The 15,000-nt window shown below is 37.2% G+C and carries 12 protein-coding genes and 2 pseudogenes; 9 read left to right on the forward strand and 5 right to left on the reverse strand.

Annotation, left to right across the window (positions count from 1 at the left end; all coding sequences use genetic code 11):
* The first annotated feature begins 83 nt into the window (after positions 1–83).
* The 9 genes and pseudogenes from ltrA (at position 84) to ACMW72_RS08380 (ending at position 10,416) form a co-directional block, all read left to right on the forward strand.
* Positions 84–1,340: a group II intron reverse transcriptase/maturase gene (gene ltrA / locus ACMW72_RS08340; RefSeq protein ID WP_418368372.1), complete on the forward strand. Its 1,257-nt coding sequence runs from the start codon at positions 84–86 to the stop codon at positions 1,338–1,340.
* A gap of 144 nt (positions 1,341–1,484) precedes the next feature.
* Positions 1,485–1,979: a hypothetical protein gene (locus ACMW72_RS08345; RefSeq protein ID WP_418368373.1), complete on the forward strand. Its 495-nt coding sequence runs from the start codon at positions 1,485–1,487 to the stop codon at positions 1,977–1,979.
* Entirely contained in the window at positions 1,972–2,703 is a 732-nt protein-coding gene (locus ACMW72_RS08350) for a reverse transcriptase domain-containing protein (RefSeq protein ID WP_418368374.1), read from the forward strand. Before ACMW72_RS08345 ends, ACMW72_RS08350 begins: the two co-directional genes overlap by 8 nt.
* A gap of 770 nt (positions 2,704–3,473) precedes the next feature.
* Positions 3,474–4,666, forward strand: a pseudogene (locus ACMW72_RS08355) (IS701 family transposase).
* Between the two features lie 141 nt (positions 4,667–4,807).
* Positions 4,808–6,061 (forward strand): hypothetical protein, encoded by a 1,254-nt coding sequence (locus ACMW72_RS08360; protein ID WP_418368375.1) that lies wholly within the window; start codon positions 4,808–4,810, stop codon positions 6,059–6,061.
* Complete coding sequence (locus ACMW72_RS08365) at positions 6,054–6,800, forward strand: hypothetical protein (protein WP_418368376.1); 747 nt, start codon at positions 6,054–6,056, stop codon at positions 6,798–6,800. The genes ACMW72_RS08360 and ACMW72_RS08365 overlap by 8 nt, the downstream gene beginning before the upstream one ends.
* 3 nt (positions 6,801–6,803) lie before the next feature.
* Positions 6,804–8,000, forward strand: coding sequence for an ATP-grasp domain-containing protein (locus tag ACMW72_RS08370; protein ID WP_418368377.1), 1,197 nt, complete (start codon positions 6,804–6,806; stop codon positions 7,998–8,000).
* Between the two features lie 10 nt (positions 8,001–8,010).
* Positions 8,011–8,946, forward strand: a complete 936-nt coding sequence (locus ACMW72_RS08375) for an MFS transporter (protein ID WP_418368378.1) — start codon at positions 8,011–8,013, stop codon at positions 8,944–8,946.
* Positions 8,947–9,237: 291 nt separating this feature from the next.
* Complete coding sequence (locus tag ACMW72_RS08380; RefSeq protein WP_418368379.1) at positions 9,238–10,416, forward strand: ATP-grasp domain-containing protein; 1,179 nt, start codon at positions 9,238–9,240, stop codon at positions 10,414–10,416.
* A 225-nt stretch (positions 10,417–10,641) separates the two neighbouring features.
* Here ACMW72_RS08380 and ACMW72_RS08385 read toward each other — a convergent pair.
* The 5 genes and pseudogenes from ACMW72_RS08385 to ACMW72_RS08405 all read right to left on the reverse strand — a co-directional run.
* Positions 10,642–11,175 (reverse strand): annotated as a pseudogene (locus ACMW72_RS08385) (IS3 family transposase); the annotation flags it as partial.
* Positions 11,176–11,218: 43 nt separating this feature from the next.
* On the reverse strand, positions 11,219–11,875 hold the full coding sequence (locus tag ACMW72_RS08390; RefSeq protein ID WP_418368380.1) for a TetR/AcrR family transcriptional regulator: 657 nt from the start codon (positions 11,873–11,875) through the stop codon (positions 11,219–11,221).
* A gap of 16 nt (positions 11,876–11,891) precedes the next feature.
* Positions 11,892–13,043 (reverse strand): ABC transporter permease, encoded by a 1,152-nt coding sequence (locus ACMW72_RS08395; protein ID WP_418368381.1) that lies wholly within the window; start codon positions 13,041–13,043, stop codon positions 11,892–11,894.
* A complete protein-coding gene (locus ACMW72_RS08400; protein WP_418368382.1) occupies positions 13,018–13,788 on the reverse strand; it encodes an ABC transporter ATP-binding protein in 771 nt (256 codons plus the stop codon). The genes ACMW72_RS08395 and ACMW72_RS08400 overlap by 26 nt, the downstream gene beginning before the upstream one ends.
* Positions 13,785–14,945, reverse strand: coding sequence for an HlyD family secretion protein (locus ACMW72_RS08405; RefSeq protein WP_418368383.1), 1,161 nt, complete (start codon positions 14,943–14,945; stop codon positions 13,785–13,787). The genes ACMW72_RS08400 and ACMW72_RS08405 overlap by 4 nt, the downstream gene beginning before the upstream one ends.
* Positions 14,946–15,000 lie beyond the last annotated feature (55 nt).

Here is a 15,000-nt window from a genome sequence, read left to right on the forward strand (position 1 = left end):
GTGAGTTTCGCGAGTAGGCGGCAAGGAACGGATAGTTCCCTATGTGAAAGACCCAAAACTTGCAGGCGGAGGACACGGAACGCATGAAAGCAGAAGGCACAGGACGAAAGGTTCATTCGTTAATCGACAAAGTGTATCACAGAACGAACTTGGAAATGGCATGGGAATCGGTGAGAGCAAACGGAGGAAGCGGTGGGATCGATAAGGTCACTATTCCGGCATTCCAAAAGACAGCCGAACAGGAACTGGAGCGGCTGCACGAAGAACTGAAACGGGGGACGTATCGGCCGATGCCAGTTAGGCGGATTCTTATTCCCAAGAAAGGGAAACCAAATGAGAAGCGGCCACTGGGCATCCCGGCGATACGAGATCGGGTATGCCAGCAAGCGTTGAAAAACCGGTTGGAACCCATTTTCGAACCTCTTTTCAGTGAATGCAGCTTCGGATACCGACCGGGAAGGTCTATGCATCAAGCGATGCGTAAGATTTACCGCGAACTGATGGATGGATGTGAATGGGTCGTTGACGCTGATCTGCGGGACTTCTTCGGTACAGTTCATCATGAACCGCTTATCGACATGATTGCTGAACAAGTCAGTGACGGGAGAATCCTCAAATTGGTTAGACAAATGCTCGAAGCCGGGTACATGGAAAGCGGGAAGAAATACGCGACGCCGAACGGCACACCGCAAGGAAGCGTCATTAGTCCACTGTTCAGTAATATCTACCTGAATCGGTTTGACCATGAAATGACTGATAGAGGATACCGACTGACGCGATTTGCCGACGATTGGGTCGTCCTCTGCAAAACGCAGGCGGAAGCCGCACGAGCGCTGCGGGACGCAAAGACCATTCTGGAGTCGCTCGGATTGACGCTTCACCCGAACAAAACAAAGATCACCCACATCAAATGGGGATTCGAGTTTTTGGGATACAAGCTGAAACGGGGAAAGGGACTGTCGCTACCGCGGGAAAAGGTGAAGAAACAACCAAAAATCAATATTTATGCTTATCCCAAGGACAAGTCGATCAAGCAGTTCATGGACACGATTCGGGCACGAACGCGCAGACGTATCCCACTCACCGTCTTCCAAATCATCGATTTCATCAATCCTGTTATACGAGGATGGGGCAACTACTACCGTAAAGCCCACGTAAGAAAGTTGTTTAACCGACTCCAACGCTGGATTATTCGACGGATTTGGAGCCACCGGTTTAAACGTTGGCGAAATACGGGATGGAAGAAACTACCCGAAGCCATACTCTACTCCAAGTACCGACTGGTAAATCTTTTATCGATAATTCCAGACTTGAACCTACGAACTGCACCCAAAGGGTGACATGAAGGAAAGCGGATTGCGGGAAAACTGCACGATCCGTTTGATTGAGCGGACGGAGGAAGGCGTAAGCCGACCTCCTTCGACTCTACACTCGATAAAGTTGACGTTATCGGGGAAGGGTTGAACCTTAGGAGGTGATAGTCAATGAATGTTACCAAAACAGGAGCGAAGTGTAGCCAACTTTCAACAGGCAATAGCCATATGGAGGGCTCTTTACAAAAGAATAGTGCGGAACACGAAGGATATGTAGGAGTGCACAATCCTGAGAGGATAACTGAAAACAACATCACCAACGCAAACAAGTCGAAAGATGGATTACTTAAGAAAATATTGGACAGGAACAACATGAACAAGGCATACAAGAAAGTGAAGTCTAATAAAGGAACTCATGGGGTCGATGGGATGGGAGTAGATGAACTTCTACAATATCTCAAAGAAAACAAAGACCAACTCAAGCAATCTATTCTGGATGGTAAATACCGTCCTAATCCCGTTCGGAGAGTAGAAATAGACAAAGAAAATGGGAAGAAAAGGAAATTAGGAATACCTACGGTAGTAGACCGGGTCGTTCAACAGGCAATAGCACAAGTATTAACCCCAATATTTGAACAACAATTTTCAGTGAATAGCTTTGGATAGACCAAGGCGAAGTGCCCACCACGCCATCAGACACTGCCAGTTCAACATAGATGAAGGATATAAATACGTAGTAGATATGGACTTAGAGAAATATTTCGATACAGTGAATCACAGTAAGCTAATAGAAATACTATCAAGAACCATTAGAGATGGCAGAGTTATCTCCCTTATCCACAAATACTTGAGAGCAGGAGTAATAGTCAAGCATAGCTTCAAGGAAACGGAAATCGGTGTACCGCAAGGTGGACCGCTGAGTCCGCTTCTTAGTAACATCATGCTCAATGAATTGGATAAAGAACTTGAAAAAAGAGGTCATCGATTCATCCGTTACGCAGATGATATGCTCATTTTTAGTAAAAGCAGACGGAGCGCAGAGCGTATCTTAAATAATATCTTGCCTTTTATTGAAAAGAAACTGTTTCTTAAAGTAAATAGGGAGAAAACGGTGGTTGACTACGTAGGAAAAGTGAAATTTCTTGGATTTGGATTCTATGAACATAAGGGTAGATCAAGAATCAAAATTCATCCAAAATCAGTCGCTAAAATGAAAAGTAAAATAAAAGAACTGACTTCCAGAAGTAACGGAATGAGTAATGAACTAAGAGCAGGAAAACTTAGACGGTACATTATGGGGTGGGTTAACTACTTTAAAATAGCTGATATGAAGAAATTGATGACTAAAACTGATGAATGGATGAGAAGACGTATCCGAATGATCTACTAGAAACAATGGAAACGAGTGAGAACGAGATTTAAAATGCTAAAATCGCTTGGAATCCATGAGCAGAAAGCATGGGAATATGCAAACACAAGAAAAAGCTACTGGAGAATAGCCAATAGCTATATACTATCCACGTCCCTTAAAAATGATGTACTTAAAGGATTTGGATTCCTATACTTTTCAGATTATTATCGACAAGTTACTGCGTAAACTTAGGAACCGCCGTGTACCGAACGGTACGCACGGTGGTGTGGGAGGTCGGTTACTCAAATAATGAGTAACCTCCTACCCGATTTCTGATTTTCGATTTTCGTCTGGGATAATGTGCAAAGGATCGGAAAAAGTCTGCAAAATCCGAGGGAATTCGAAAACATTTTGCGCGGTATTTCCGATTTTCATCCAAAATAATTTGAAAGAGTGGTTCTGGAATAGTGTGCTAATTTACATTTATACATCCACATCTACTAACATTAATCACAATTTGTGCATTTTCTTTGGAAAATTTAAGAATAATTTGTGGTAAAATCCACTGAATCTATCCGTGTTTTCAGCAAAAAAACATGGTTTTTACGTTCTTTTGATGAATGAAGGGTTTTTTCTGTTTTTTGGAATTGGTTGAAGGTTTTTATAATGTAAATGCTGAATTTTGATTATTAACTGTAGATGAGCAAATTCACTAACATAAATTTACAACAAACAAAAAGGAGACATGAACCCAACTCCTTGGTTAGAATAGATGTGCTACCAACCATTCACAAGGAGGTTCATGTCTCATGAATAGATTAGCACATCATCAAGGAATCCACAAGTTTTTCCTGACGTTGGGGTTGGCGCTTTCTTTCTCGAAACCGGTCCTGAAGCATCTCGGTCATATCGTCGATGTCTTGACCACCAAAGGATTCTCGGGAACGCTGACCGACCTCCATCACTGGAGTTTCCATCCCAACCATCGAACGACGCTCAGCCATTTTTTTACGAAGAGCCTTTGGGATGAAGAGACGTTGCTTTACAAACTCCAGCAGTGGATTCTTCATCGTGTCGAGCGAATCGCCAAACGGGAGAATCAGCCCCTTTTTGTTTCGATCGATGATACGATTTGCCAAAAAACGAAGCCTTCGTCACGGGCGGCGCACGCCATTCAAGGGTGTGATGGGCATGACTCGCACAAAGATCATCAATCGGTCTGGGGGCATTCGCTCGTTTGGTTGATGGTGCACACCCTGACGCAGGTGTTCCCATTCGCGTTTCGTCTTTATGAGAAGGCGGCAGAAACCAGCAAAATCGACCTGGTGATCGAGATGCTTTCTTCGTTCAAGGTGAAGCCGGAACTGCCGGTGTATGTGCTCATGGATTCCTGGTATCCGTCCAAGGAGCTCATCGAAGCCTGCTTGAAAAAGGGATTCCACGTGATTGCGATGCTCAAGTCGAACCGGATTCTCTACCCGAAAGGCATCGCCGTCCAAGCGAAATAGTTGGCCCGCTATCTCGAACCGAAGGACACCCGCCTCGTCACGGTGGGTCGGGAGCGTTACCGCGTGTATCGCATCGCTATGAGGGAGCGCCGGGCGGCCTCGATGATGCGGTGGTGCTGCTGGCTTAGAAGACTGATCATCCGATGACGGCCGAACATCTCTATTGCGTCTTGAGCACCGATTGGGAGATGAGTGACGAAGACATCTTGCGCTATGATGCCCAACGCTGGTCGATCGAATGCTTTTTCTGGCAGGCGAAAGACCAGCTGAAGCTCGATGGGTGCCGCATTCTCCACGTTCGGGCGGTCAAACGGTATTGGGTGACCGTGTTGTCGGCTTGCGTGTACAGCATAGCGGAATCCCAATAAGACATCTCGGCCGGGCTGGACCTTCTTCGAACTCGGAAAGGACATAGCCTGATGGAGTTCATTTACGACGCGCAGAAGCAAGAGATTCCCATTGATGTTGTCAAAAAACAGCTTCATGTCGCCTAAGGGGTACCCTGTTTGTCTCTCTTTACTTAGAAATTATTGTAATGAAAATTGCTCATCTACAGATGGTAATTATTCCTAATTTATATTAATTATGTTAAAATTATTTTGCTATTATTTTATTTGAGATTGAGGAGGGGGCTTATGAAATTTCCTTTTATTGTTTATTCCAATTTATCGCCAAAACTAATTGAGAGATGGGAAAAATATTATAATAATCCGACAAACGAATATGATCGTAAAGTTGAAGAGGGTTTATGGCGTAGAACTCAAAGTGAAGAAAATAAAGAAGAATCAGGGTGGAAAAGCGATCTAGATGCTAGAAGAAGAATGCTGCACTATCGACATCATTATGATGTGATAACTGACAATAATGGAAATAGTCATCTTGCATTAGTTGGCACCTACCTATGGCTACATTTATGTTTTCCTGAAGATGAGTTAGAGGATTATAAGAAATCTATATCAGTCGGTTTAGGAATAGGAGGATGGAATTTATTAAGTAGCTCTCCAAGGTTATCATTTTATGAAAAGGGAGATTTATTATTAAAAATCGAATTATTCAATCAAAAAGAGCAAGATATAAAATCAGGTAGAACATTCCCTGAATCTTACAGAATATTGGAAGCTACAATACATAATAAAGCATATACTATTGACCAAGAGTTTGAATCAAGACCTTGGGCTATTTTGGACTCAGGAATTCGTAAAAAAGATGTCAGAAGTGAAAAGTTTGAAGAAATACCGTATCTAAAAATTCTAGATTATCTACCTGCTCAGTTTGAAATAGGATGTGGCCCATCAATTGAGGCTGGAATTCCACCACTTCATTTCTTACATCAAGTGTACTATGTAACTAATAAAAAAGATCACACTTTTATTTTAGGAAGTCAAGAAGACCGGTTACTTTATGAAATATTATCCAATACAGAGAAAAAATATATTAATATGGTAGAAATGTACTTAAAATGCTTTATTTCGGAGCCAACTCCATTTTATAAAGGATTGGAAATTTTGGATAAAATGGGTTATCTTGTTGGACCTATCATCACAAATAATTTTGATGGCTTGGTGACAAGAGTCGGATTAAAGGAAAAATATATTAGGCGTTTTGAAGAAACTCATATTATACCGGAGATAGATTTCCATCCTGATGCCAGATCATTAATAGTAGTAGGAAGTCACGCAGATAGAAGGAGAGTAAGAGCTGCTGCCAGAAAAAAGGGATTAAAAATTATTTATATAGACCCTGAGGGATATTCTGAAGATGGAGAATTTATTCCTTATCCATTAGAGTCATTGGAGGCAGACGATATTCTTATCAGAGAAAGCGCAAGTATAGCAATGGAAAATATAATTGCAGCAATTAAAGGAAAGAGGGAACTTATTAATGTCTAAAGTTATTATTCAAAATATTAAGAGTAAAATAACCGCATTTTATCATGGAGAAACAATTGAACTAAATGAACGAGATAAAAGGGAAATTAACGAATACTGGAAAAAACTTACTAATGATGGACGTCCACTTATTAGGGGGCCTGTATTTACTATTTTAGATATTAGTAATAGTCATAATGAATTAAATATTAATTTATCATTAACTGACTATGCTCATTACATGTATACAATAAATAACCCAGGTAGATTAACGCGGGAATGTATGGTAGTCTTTACTTCGGCTTTAGTCGAAACAGTTGATGGTTATTTAGTCATTGGAGAAATGGGAAGTCACACATCTACACCAGGAAGATTACAGTGTCCAGGTGGAGGAATTGATAAAAGTGATATCAAAGGAAGAATTGTAGATTTTGAGGGTAATATTGTAAGTGAGCTAGCTGAGGAGCTTGGAATTGAGCAAGGAATCGACTATCACAAAGTGATTCCCAAATATATAAAAACCGGGGGAGATAATAATTTTGTAGCTATTATTTTCTATGTGAATATTTCCTTGACAAAAGATGAACTTCAAAGAAGATTCGAAATACTACAATCTTCTAAACAAAGTGAATTTCAATCACTTCAGTTCATTGAAAAGAAAAAATGTGCTGATTTTTCTAAAATAAATAAAAAGCCTGTTGTTGATTATCTATATCCTTTACTCTATAAAGTACAAGAAGATGCTTCGAGAGAGGGATAGTAAATGAAAAATATATTAGTGTTAAATCGTATAAATTACAAACACTATCTAAGAGAGGGACAACCAATACTCAATCCAGCCGAATATAAGGTCTTTTTCTTTACTAAAAAGGAAAAGATATATGATATTCCTAAAAATCATGTAGCAGAAATATATGCTATGGATATAAATAATGATGAAATGTTATTTGAAATTGCTAACATAGTCCATAAACATAATCCAATTAATCATGTGATATCGTTGTCAGAACGAACTATGTGTATTGCAGGTAAACTTCGAGATCTATTTGGTTGTTCAGGACTTTCCTATGAACAAACTTTAAAATTCCGAGATAAATATATAATGAAAAAGGCTTTGGTTGGATCGGGAATTAATTTACCAGCATTTCAAATTCCAACATGTATAGAGGATATAGTCAATTTTTTGAATGTTTATGGTTCTATTATCTTAAAACCAAGATTAGGAATGGGATCGCAGAATACGTACAAATTAAATAATATTTCCGAAATAATTGATGTCACATCAAGGGAAGGATTTCATTTTGAGGATTATATTATGGAAGAATTTATAGATGGAGATATGTATCATTGTGATTCTATTGTACAAGGTAATGAGGTTATAGTTAGTTCGGTATCAAAATATTTAAATTCTACAATGAGCTATCAAAAAGAATGCTATTTAGCATCAGTTATGGATGATAGTGCGAATTCTGTTGCAATTAAAGAGTTGAACGAAAAAGTAATAAAAACCCTTGGATTAGATAACGGTGTAACACACTTAGAAGTATTCAGAAAAAAAGATGGAAGTATATATTTTTGTGAAATTGCAGCTAGGATTGGTGGGGCTGGGGTGGTTCCATCTTTTAAAGCATCATATTCAATTAGTTTAATAGATGCAGCGATTTGTCTTGAGGTAGGCATGGATTTACCTGAAATTAGATTTACCGGTGATATTTCTGGATGGATTGTATTTCATTCTAAAAAAGGTATTGTAAGAAGTGTGGCGGATGCAAGTTTATTTGATAAAGAATGGATAAAGGAATTTAGAATTAATGCCAAAAAAGGAGATTTCCTTAGCGATTCGAAATTTAGCTCTGATTCAATAGCTTCCTTTATAATAACTGGAAACAATTCAAAAGAAGTAGGAGAGCGGATTGAATGGATTAAACAAAACTTTTTTATAGAATATGACGAGGTATAGACTGATACCAATGAAAAGAAATGTTTTTCTACTCTATGCTAGCAGACTGATCTCCTCTTTTGGGGATCAGTTTTACCTAATAGCTATTTCAACAACTATCTACTATCAAACTCAATCTGCTCTTGCTACAACTAGTTTTGTTATAATAAAAGGTATTACAAATCTTTTGGGTCTCATAGTATACAAACCTTTTTCAGTTACTATACAAAAAAAGATTGCTTTATATAGCGACTTAATAAGATTTTTACTAGTTCTTTTATTATGTTACTTCTTTAATTCTAACCTTATTTTGGTATTGATTATAATAATTATAATGGAAGGAATACAGATATTTTATTCGCCAGCACGAGTTGTATTATTGAACTCATATTGTTTAGCCTCAGACAGAAAAAGAATTAATAGCGTAGATCAGGTTGTTACTACAATTTCGTTAGCAATAGGGCTCTCTATTGCAGGATTTATTTATAATTTATACGGTTTTAAATTGACTCTGATAGTTGATGCGTTATCTTTTCTTATTAGTGCTTGCTTAATACTTGCACTTAAACCTGTAGAAAAATATGGTAACGATGGAATAGAAGTTCATTCTAAGGAAAAAACAGCGTTACTGACCGTCATAGGAATTATTAAGTCAAAAGATAATTACGAAAGAAGATTATTAACGGTTTATTTTCCATTACTTTATTTTTCTCTTGTAGGATATAATTCATTAATTGTGGTTTTTGTTTTTAGTGTTTTAAAAAAGGATGAAGTAACGTATGGTTTTTTCGAAAGCTCTATGTCGCTAGGGCTATTCATAGGTGGAATTATACTAACCAAATATATGACAAATAAATATATATATACAATAAGATTTATGCTTTTGTCGATATTTCTAATGGGAACACTCTATTTATCTGTTATTTTCCTCCGCTCTGTTTTATTTTCCTCCGCTCTGTTTCTTTAATTGCAATTATACTTTTTCTATCTTCCATATTTAATATGATTTATGCTGTGGTTCAAAGATATTATTTGACCACATTAACCGATAAGAATAAATCGGATCATTTGGCTAACTACTGGGCTATATATAGAATATTGTGTACTATTTTTGGTTCATTAGGTACATTTTTTTATGCATTATTATCAGATATTTATAATGTTAGGAGTGTTATGGCATTTGCATCTATTGTAATTATCTTGCAAATTTTATACTTTTATATCATGTCAAAGAAATATAGATTGGAGTGAGTCTATAATGCGTGGGTTAGTAACTGCAACCGATAGACTCGATTTAATTCAGAAAGCTTTTATTGAACATGAGTTTGAAATGGTTGTAGTTAATCAATCGGATATATTAGATGGTGAAAATAATTTTAATTTGACAAAATTAATCACTGGGGAAAGCTTGGGAGAAATAGAAAATAAAATAAGAAAAATGATCGAACTTGGGGAAATTAATTTTTGTGTTTCCACTACCGGTTACGATAATGGAGCAATCTGGGATGCTAAAATTGGTGAACTATGTAATGCACATGACATCATATTTATGGGTCATAAGGTAAGTACGGCCAAATTGTGTATAAATAAAGCTAAAACAAAAGAAGTACTTAAACAACAAAATATACTAGTTCCTGATGGTAGAGTTTGTAATAACGAATTAGAATTGAGATGTATTATGCGTGAATATCAGGATATACCAATAGTGTTGAAAGAAATCGAGGGTATTTCGGGTAGAGGAATGTTTTTGATAAACACCAACCAAAATCAGGATCTTTCTTTTGTGAAGTACCCTATTTTGGCTGAAATATTTATTGAAGGAATTGAAATAAGTGTAGATGTTTATTCAAGAGGAGATATATTTTTTATGTATCCTCCTGTTTATAAAGGGAAGACCGATAAGAACAAGTTTGAACACCCATTAAAAAAAGTTAGATCGTGTCCATATATCCTCCCTAAACATTTAAATGAAAAGCTTATTAGTGTTGTTAAAAAAATAACAAATATTACAAAAAGTGTACACTGGTTAAATATTGATATAGTTATAAAAGGAGATGAGTTTTATATATTAGAAATAAATTCGAGATTTTCTGGTACATCAAGACTCTGTTATTATGCAACTGACATAAATCCTTATTCAATTGTTCTGTCATCTATGAAAGGAAATAGGATTTATAATTATGTAGATATGGGAAGAAAAATATCATTTGAATTACCTATTTTTAAAAAAATCGATTATCCAATAACAAATAGTGTCCATATCTATTATTCTAAAAGTCAAATAGCATCTCTTGGAAGGATAACTTTTTCCTTAGATTTAATGGATAAAGAATACAAAACGAATATAGAGTCTCTAATTAGAAAAGTTAGTGGTATGGAATACGCTACTGAAATCGATAAACAATATAATAATTTTGTGCAATTTTTTCAGACATAAATCTTAAAATTGGGGAATTTATTGTATAAATCTTTTATGGCTCATTTCAACATTCTCAAAAGAAGCGGGATATGAGTTGGTATTATGTCAAGAAAATAGACACATAAAATGGAGAAACATTTTAACCCCTACAACCGCACTTCGTTTGGTGGCCTCTTGATAAGGAGAACGGTTGGTAAACCCTTCCCCTTATCAAGAGGATTAAGAAACCGCCATATCGCGATTTCATTCAGAGAAGGATTGTTTTTTGCCGTGTTGATGCAGCTTTTCATATGCCATCGGAGACATGTACTCGTTAGCGGAATGAATTCGCTGAGAGTTATAAAAATACTCAATATATTCAAAAATCCGATGTTTGGTCTCTTTCCTTGTTGTAAAGGTCTCGTGGAAAATCAGTTTCTTTTTGATGATGCTGTGAAACGATTCCGCACATGCGTTATCATAACAGTTTCCTTTTCGACTCATGCTGGTCTGTATGCCGTATTGCCGCAACATCGCTTGATATTCATTCGATGCATATTGGCTCCCTCGATCCGAATGGTGAATCAGACAAGGTTGAGGCTTTCTCTGATGGATAGCCCGGTTGAATGCTTTCATGACTAACTCCTTTGTCATGCGCTCGGAAAGATACCAGCCCACGATTTTACGAGAAAACAAATCCATGATCGAAGCTAAATACAGCCAGCCTTCTTTCGTCCAAATATAAGTCATATCAGCCACCCATACTTTGTTTGGCTCATCCACTTGAAACTGCTGATTTCTATTTAATTAAACTTTATCTTAATAATTGTTTACATAAAAGTCAATCTTGTGCTTCTCCTGAAGTATAGATTCGTCCCATGATCTCTGTTTGTTTTTCCTCTTTGATAATTCCTGTGAAAAGAATGGTCATTGCAGAATGAAAGGCTTGATCAAAAGAAATATTGTTTTGTTGTAAAAATAGTGGGTGGATCACCGTCTCAATCATCGCAAAAAGAATTCTTGAGATTACTTTCACATGGATTGTTTCCTTGATAAAATCCTCTTTCTCATTCTCTAAAAGATAAGCGATTCTCTCTAATAAAGAATGGCGAAACTGATCAATTTCTTCCCAAATATGGGGATAAAGAAGTGGCAATTCTATCATGATATTTGGATACATCGGGTAAAAGAACTTCGTGTCTTGCTCATTAGACGAATATTCCCCATGGGTCATGCGACGTAATTGTTGAATAAAACGTAAAAAGGTAGTAATAGGAGATAACTGTTCAATCATCGAAGTATTAAAAAGGTCTTGAAAGACAGAAAAATTATCATGAACGATCGACCGAATTAATTCTTTTTTATTGTCAAAGTATTTATAGAAGGTCTTTTTTGCGATTTGCAATTCCTTACAAATCATTTCAATTGAAGTGTTTTTGATTCCATTTTCCGAAAATAATCTCCACGCCGTTTGTTTGATTGCCTTTGGATATTCCAATATTTTCACATCCTGTTTATTCTATTCGTTTATGAAATTTAACGATTGCAATGGTACAAATGATAAGTGCAAAAACAGATAAAATCAAAGTTTCCCGCCAAAGATATTCCAGTCCTATTCCTTTTAAAAAGATACCACGAAGAATTTCTAAGAAATAGGTGAGGGGAATCAATCCGCCAAACCATTGAATGATGGTTGGCATCGTCTCTCTTGGAAAGATAAATCCAGATAACAGCACACTAGGTAAGATAAAAGCAAACGAGATTTGCATGGCTTGTAACTGCGTTTTGGCTACTGTTGAAATCAAGATCCCAATCGCTAACGTGGTGATTAAAAATAATAAACTTAAGAGCATGAGTAATGGAATACTTCCTTTTACAGGTACGCCAAACCAGTAAACCCCAGTTAGGAGAACAATACTAAAAGAAAAGAGCCCAATTCCAACATAGGGAACCAATTTTCCAAGAATTAATTCGATTGGGCGAACTGGAGTGACGACCAACTGTTCCATTGTTCCTCTTTCTTTTTCACGAACTAAAGCAAATGCCGTAAGAATTGCCGTTACGTTCTGCATGATTAAGCCAATCAATGCAGGAATATTAAAAACTAAACTTTTCATATTTGGGTTATAGAGAATTCTTGGTACGATAGAGATTGACGGTTCAAAGCTACCTACACCTTGTTTTGCTAAAAGCTGTTGTTGTCGATCCAATGCTTGATGTTGAATCGTTAATTCGGCATGAGTGAGAGCTGTTTTTGCAGCATTGGGTTCTGTTCCATCCACAAGCATTTGTACTGAGGCGCTCTCTCCTTTATCCAGAAGATGGCTATAATCAGGTGGTATAATAATTCCAATTTTAATTTTTCCTTGGTCGATTAATTCTTGGATTTGATCATAACTATTTGCATAATAGAGAACCTGAAACGACTTGGTATTCACTAGATTTTGAATAAATTCTCGACTTTCCGCGCTCTTATCTTGATCCCAAACACCTGTAGACAAGTGTTCGATATCTGAGTTTACAGCATATCCAAATAAAAGAAGCATGAAAATCGGCATAATGATGGCAATCGCCAAACTTGGGGGATCTCTACGTATTTGGAGGATCTCTTTTTTAATAATAGAAGTAAATCTTAACCAGTTAAATGAAGGTTTTGTCAATTGCATTATTGGTTTCCCCCTTCCCATTTTGAGCATTGACGTATAGAACAAATAGATCTTCCAGACTTTGTTGTAGAGCTTGTTGTTTTAATTCCTCTGGTGTCCCTTTGGCTAATAATTTCCCATTATAAATAAAGGTGACAAAATCAAATGTTTCGGCTTCATCCATATAATGAGTGCTCACTAAAACAGTCATACCTTGTTTGGCTAAGTCGCGGATCACGTTCCAAAAGATTCTTCTCGAAACAGGATCAACACCTGCTGTTGGTTCATCTAGGATTAAGACTTCAGGTTGATGAAGCAAGGCACAGGCTAAGGCCAACCGTTGTTTCCAACCTCCAGAAAGAGTACCTGCACGTTGTTTTTCTCTTCCTGTTAAACCAGCCATTTCAATTAATTCTTTTTTTCGCTCTTTAGCTGTATTTCCTTTCAGTCCATAGATCCCTGCATAAAAATCTAGATTTTCGTCCACTGTGAGTTCTTCATACAAACTAAACTTCTGTGACATATAGCCGATCCGTTGTTTGATTTTTTCTGCATCCTTTACAATATCATAACCTAGAATCGTTCCAGTTCCGGAAGTGGGCGTAATAAGTCCGCATAACATTCGGATTGTTGTTGATTTTCCTGAGCCGTTTGGCCCCAAAAAACCATATATTGAACCTTTGGGAATTTCAATACTAATGTGATCGACTGCTGTTAATGAACCGAATTTTTTTGTTAGATCTTTACAGGAAATAGCGATATTCATTGTTGATCACCCTTATCAAAAGTGAGATCAACTGGCATTCCTGGCTTCAATTCATTCCATCCTTCAATGGGTTCAACAACAACTGCAAACACTAATTTTGTCCGCTCATCAGGTGTCTGTACATTTTGGGGAGTATATTCTGCTCGATTGGAAATAAAAGTAATTTTCCCTTTAAATGTTTTGTTAGGATAGGCATCGACCCGAAGCAGTGCTGTATTACCAACCTTGACTTGATTCAGCTTATTCTCGGGAATATATACTTTTACATTTAACTTCTTCGGATTGAGCAGGGTGAATAGTTGATAGTTGGGTTTTACTGTTTCATGGATGGAAATATTTTTTCTGAGAACAATTCCATCAATTGGAGAAGTAATCGTTGTTTTCTCTAACTGTATCCTTATCTGTTCTTCATGGGCTAACGCTTGTTGCCATTGATGATAAAGGCGAGAGATGGTAAAAGGAGTTGCACCTTCTTTTAACAGGTCTAACTGTGCCTCTTGAGCTTTTTTCTTAGCATTGATCCCATCGATTTGTGATTGAATCGCTTCTTTGTCCCGTTTTGCCATTTGATATTGGGCATCCATTTGTCGTAGTTGAGCGGTTAAGGAATTCACTTGTCCTTCAGCTTGATTAATGGCTTCTTGCTGGGCATTCAATTGCGAATCAGGAGCATCACTGTCTTCTAATTCTTTTAATTTTTCTTTTTGATAATCGAGCGTTTTTCTGGCGGATGCGAGTAAACTCGCAATTTGATCATATTGTGCTTTTTTCAATGAAATATTTTCATCAGCTTTCTTAGCTTGGACGAACAATTGGCTCATTTCAGCATTGATCTGTTCTAGAGAAGATAAAGTTTTTTTGATCTCTTGATTTCTTGTTCCTGCTTTCGCTTCATCTAAATTGGCTTTTGCTGCTTCAGCAGCAGCTTTTGCTTCTTTTAATTGGGCTTGTAAGATCCGATCATCCACCTTGGCTAAAATATCTCCTTTCTTCACCTGTGAACCTTCATCTACAGCTAAATCGATGATTGGTCCACCCACTTCTGCTAGAATTGGAATTTCTTCGCTTTCCAAAGTTCCAGAGTAAACCTCTTCTTGGTTGGAACAACCAATCAAAAGTAAGGATAGTAAGAAAAAGATCATGACGATTCGTTTCATAATTTCCCTCCCATTTTTTCTTCTTTGATTACTACTATAGACTACGGAAACGGAA

The organism is Tepidibacillus sp. LV47 (assembly GCF_048381575.1).
Lineage (GTDB): Bacteria > Bacillota > Bacilli > Tepidibacillales > Tepidibacillaceae > Tepidibacillus.

What these genes read in the sequence shown, in the direction of transcription:
- ltrA (WP_418368372.1), top strand. Translation starts at nt 84, where the DNA reads ATGAAAGCAGAAGGCACAGGACGAAAGGTTCATTCGTTAATCGACAAA.
- ACMW72_RS08345 (WP_418368373.1), top strand. Translation starts at nt 1,485, where the DNA reads ATGAATGTTACCAAAACAGGAGCGAAGTGTAGCCAACTTTCAACAGGC.
- ACMW72_RS08360 (WP_418368375.1), top strand. Translation starts at nt 4,808, where the DNA reads ATGAAATTTCCTTTTATTGTTTATTCCAATTTATCGCCAAAACTAATT.
- ACMW72_RS08365 (WP_418368376.1), top strand. Translation starts at nt 6,054, where the DNA reads ATGTCTAAAGTTATTATTCAAAATATTAAGAGTAAAATAACCGCATTT.
- ACMW72_RS08370 (WP_418368377.1), top strand. Translation starts at nt 6,804, where the DNA reads ATGAAAAATATATTAGTGTTAAATCGTATAAATTACAAACACTATCTA.
- ACMW72_RS08375 (WP_418368378.1), top strand. Translation starts at nt 8,011, where the DNA reads ATGAAAAGAAATGTTTTTCTACTCTATGCTAGCAGACTGATCTCCTCT.
- ACMW72_RS08380 (WP_418368379.1), top strand. Translation starts at nt 9,238, where the DNA reads ATGCGTGGGTTAGTAACTGCAACCGATAGACTCGATTTAATTCAGAAA.
- ACMW72_RS08395 (WP_418368381.1), bottom strand. Translation starts at nt 13,043, where the DNA reads ATGCAATTGACAAAACCTTCATTTAACTGGTTAAGATTTACTTCTATT.
- ACMW72_RS08400 (WP_418368382.1), bottom strand. Translation starts at nt 13,788, where the DNA reads ATGAATATCGCTATTTCCTGTAAAGATCTAACAAAAAAATTCGGTTCA.
- ACMW72_RS08405 (WP_418368383.1), bottom strand. Translation starts at nt 14,945, where the DNA reads ATGAAACGAATCGTCATGATCTTTTTCTTACTATCCTTACTTTTGATT.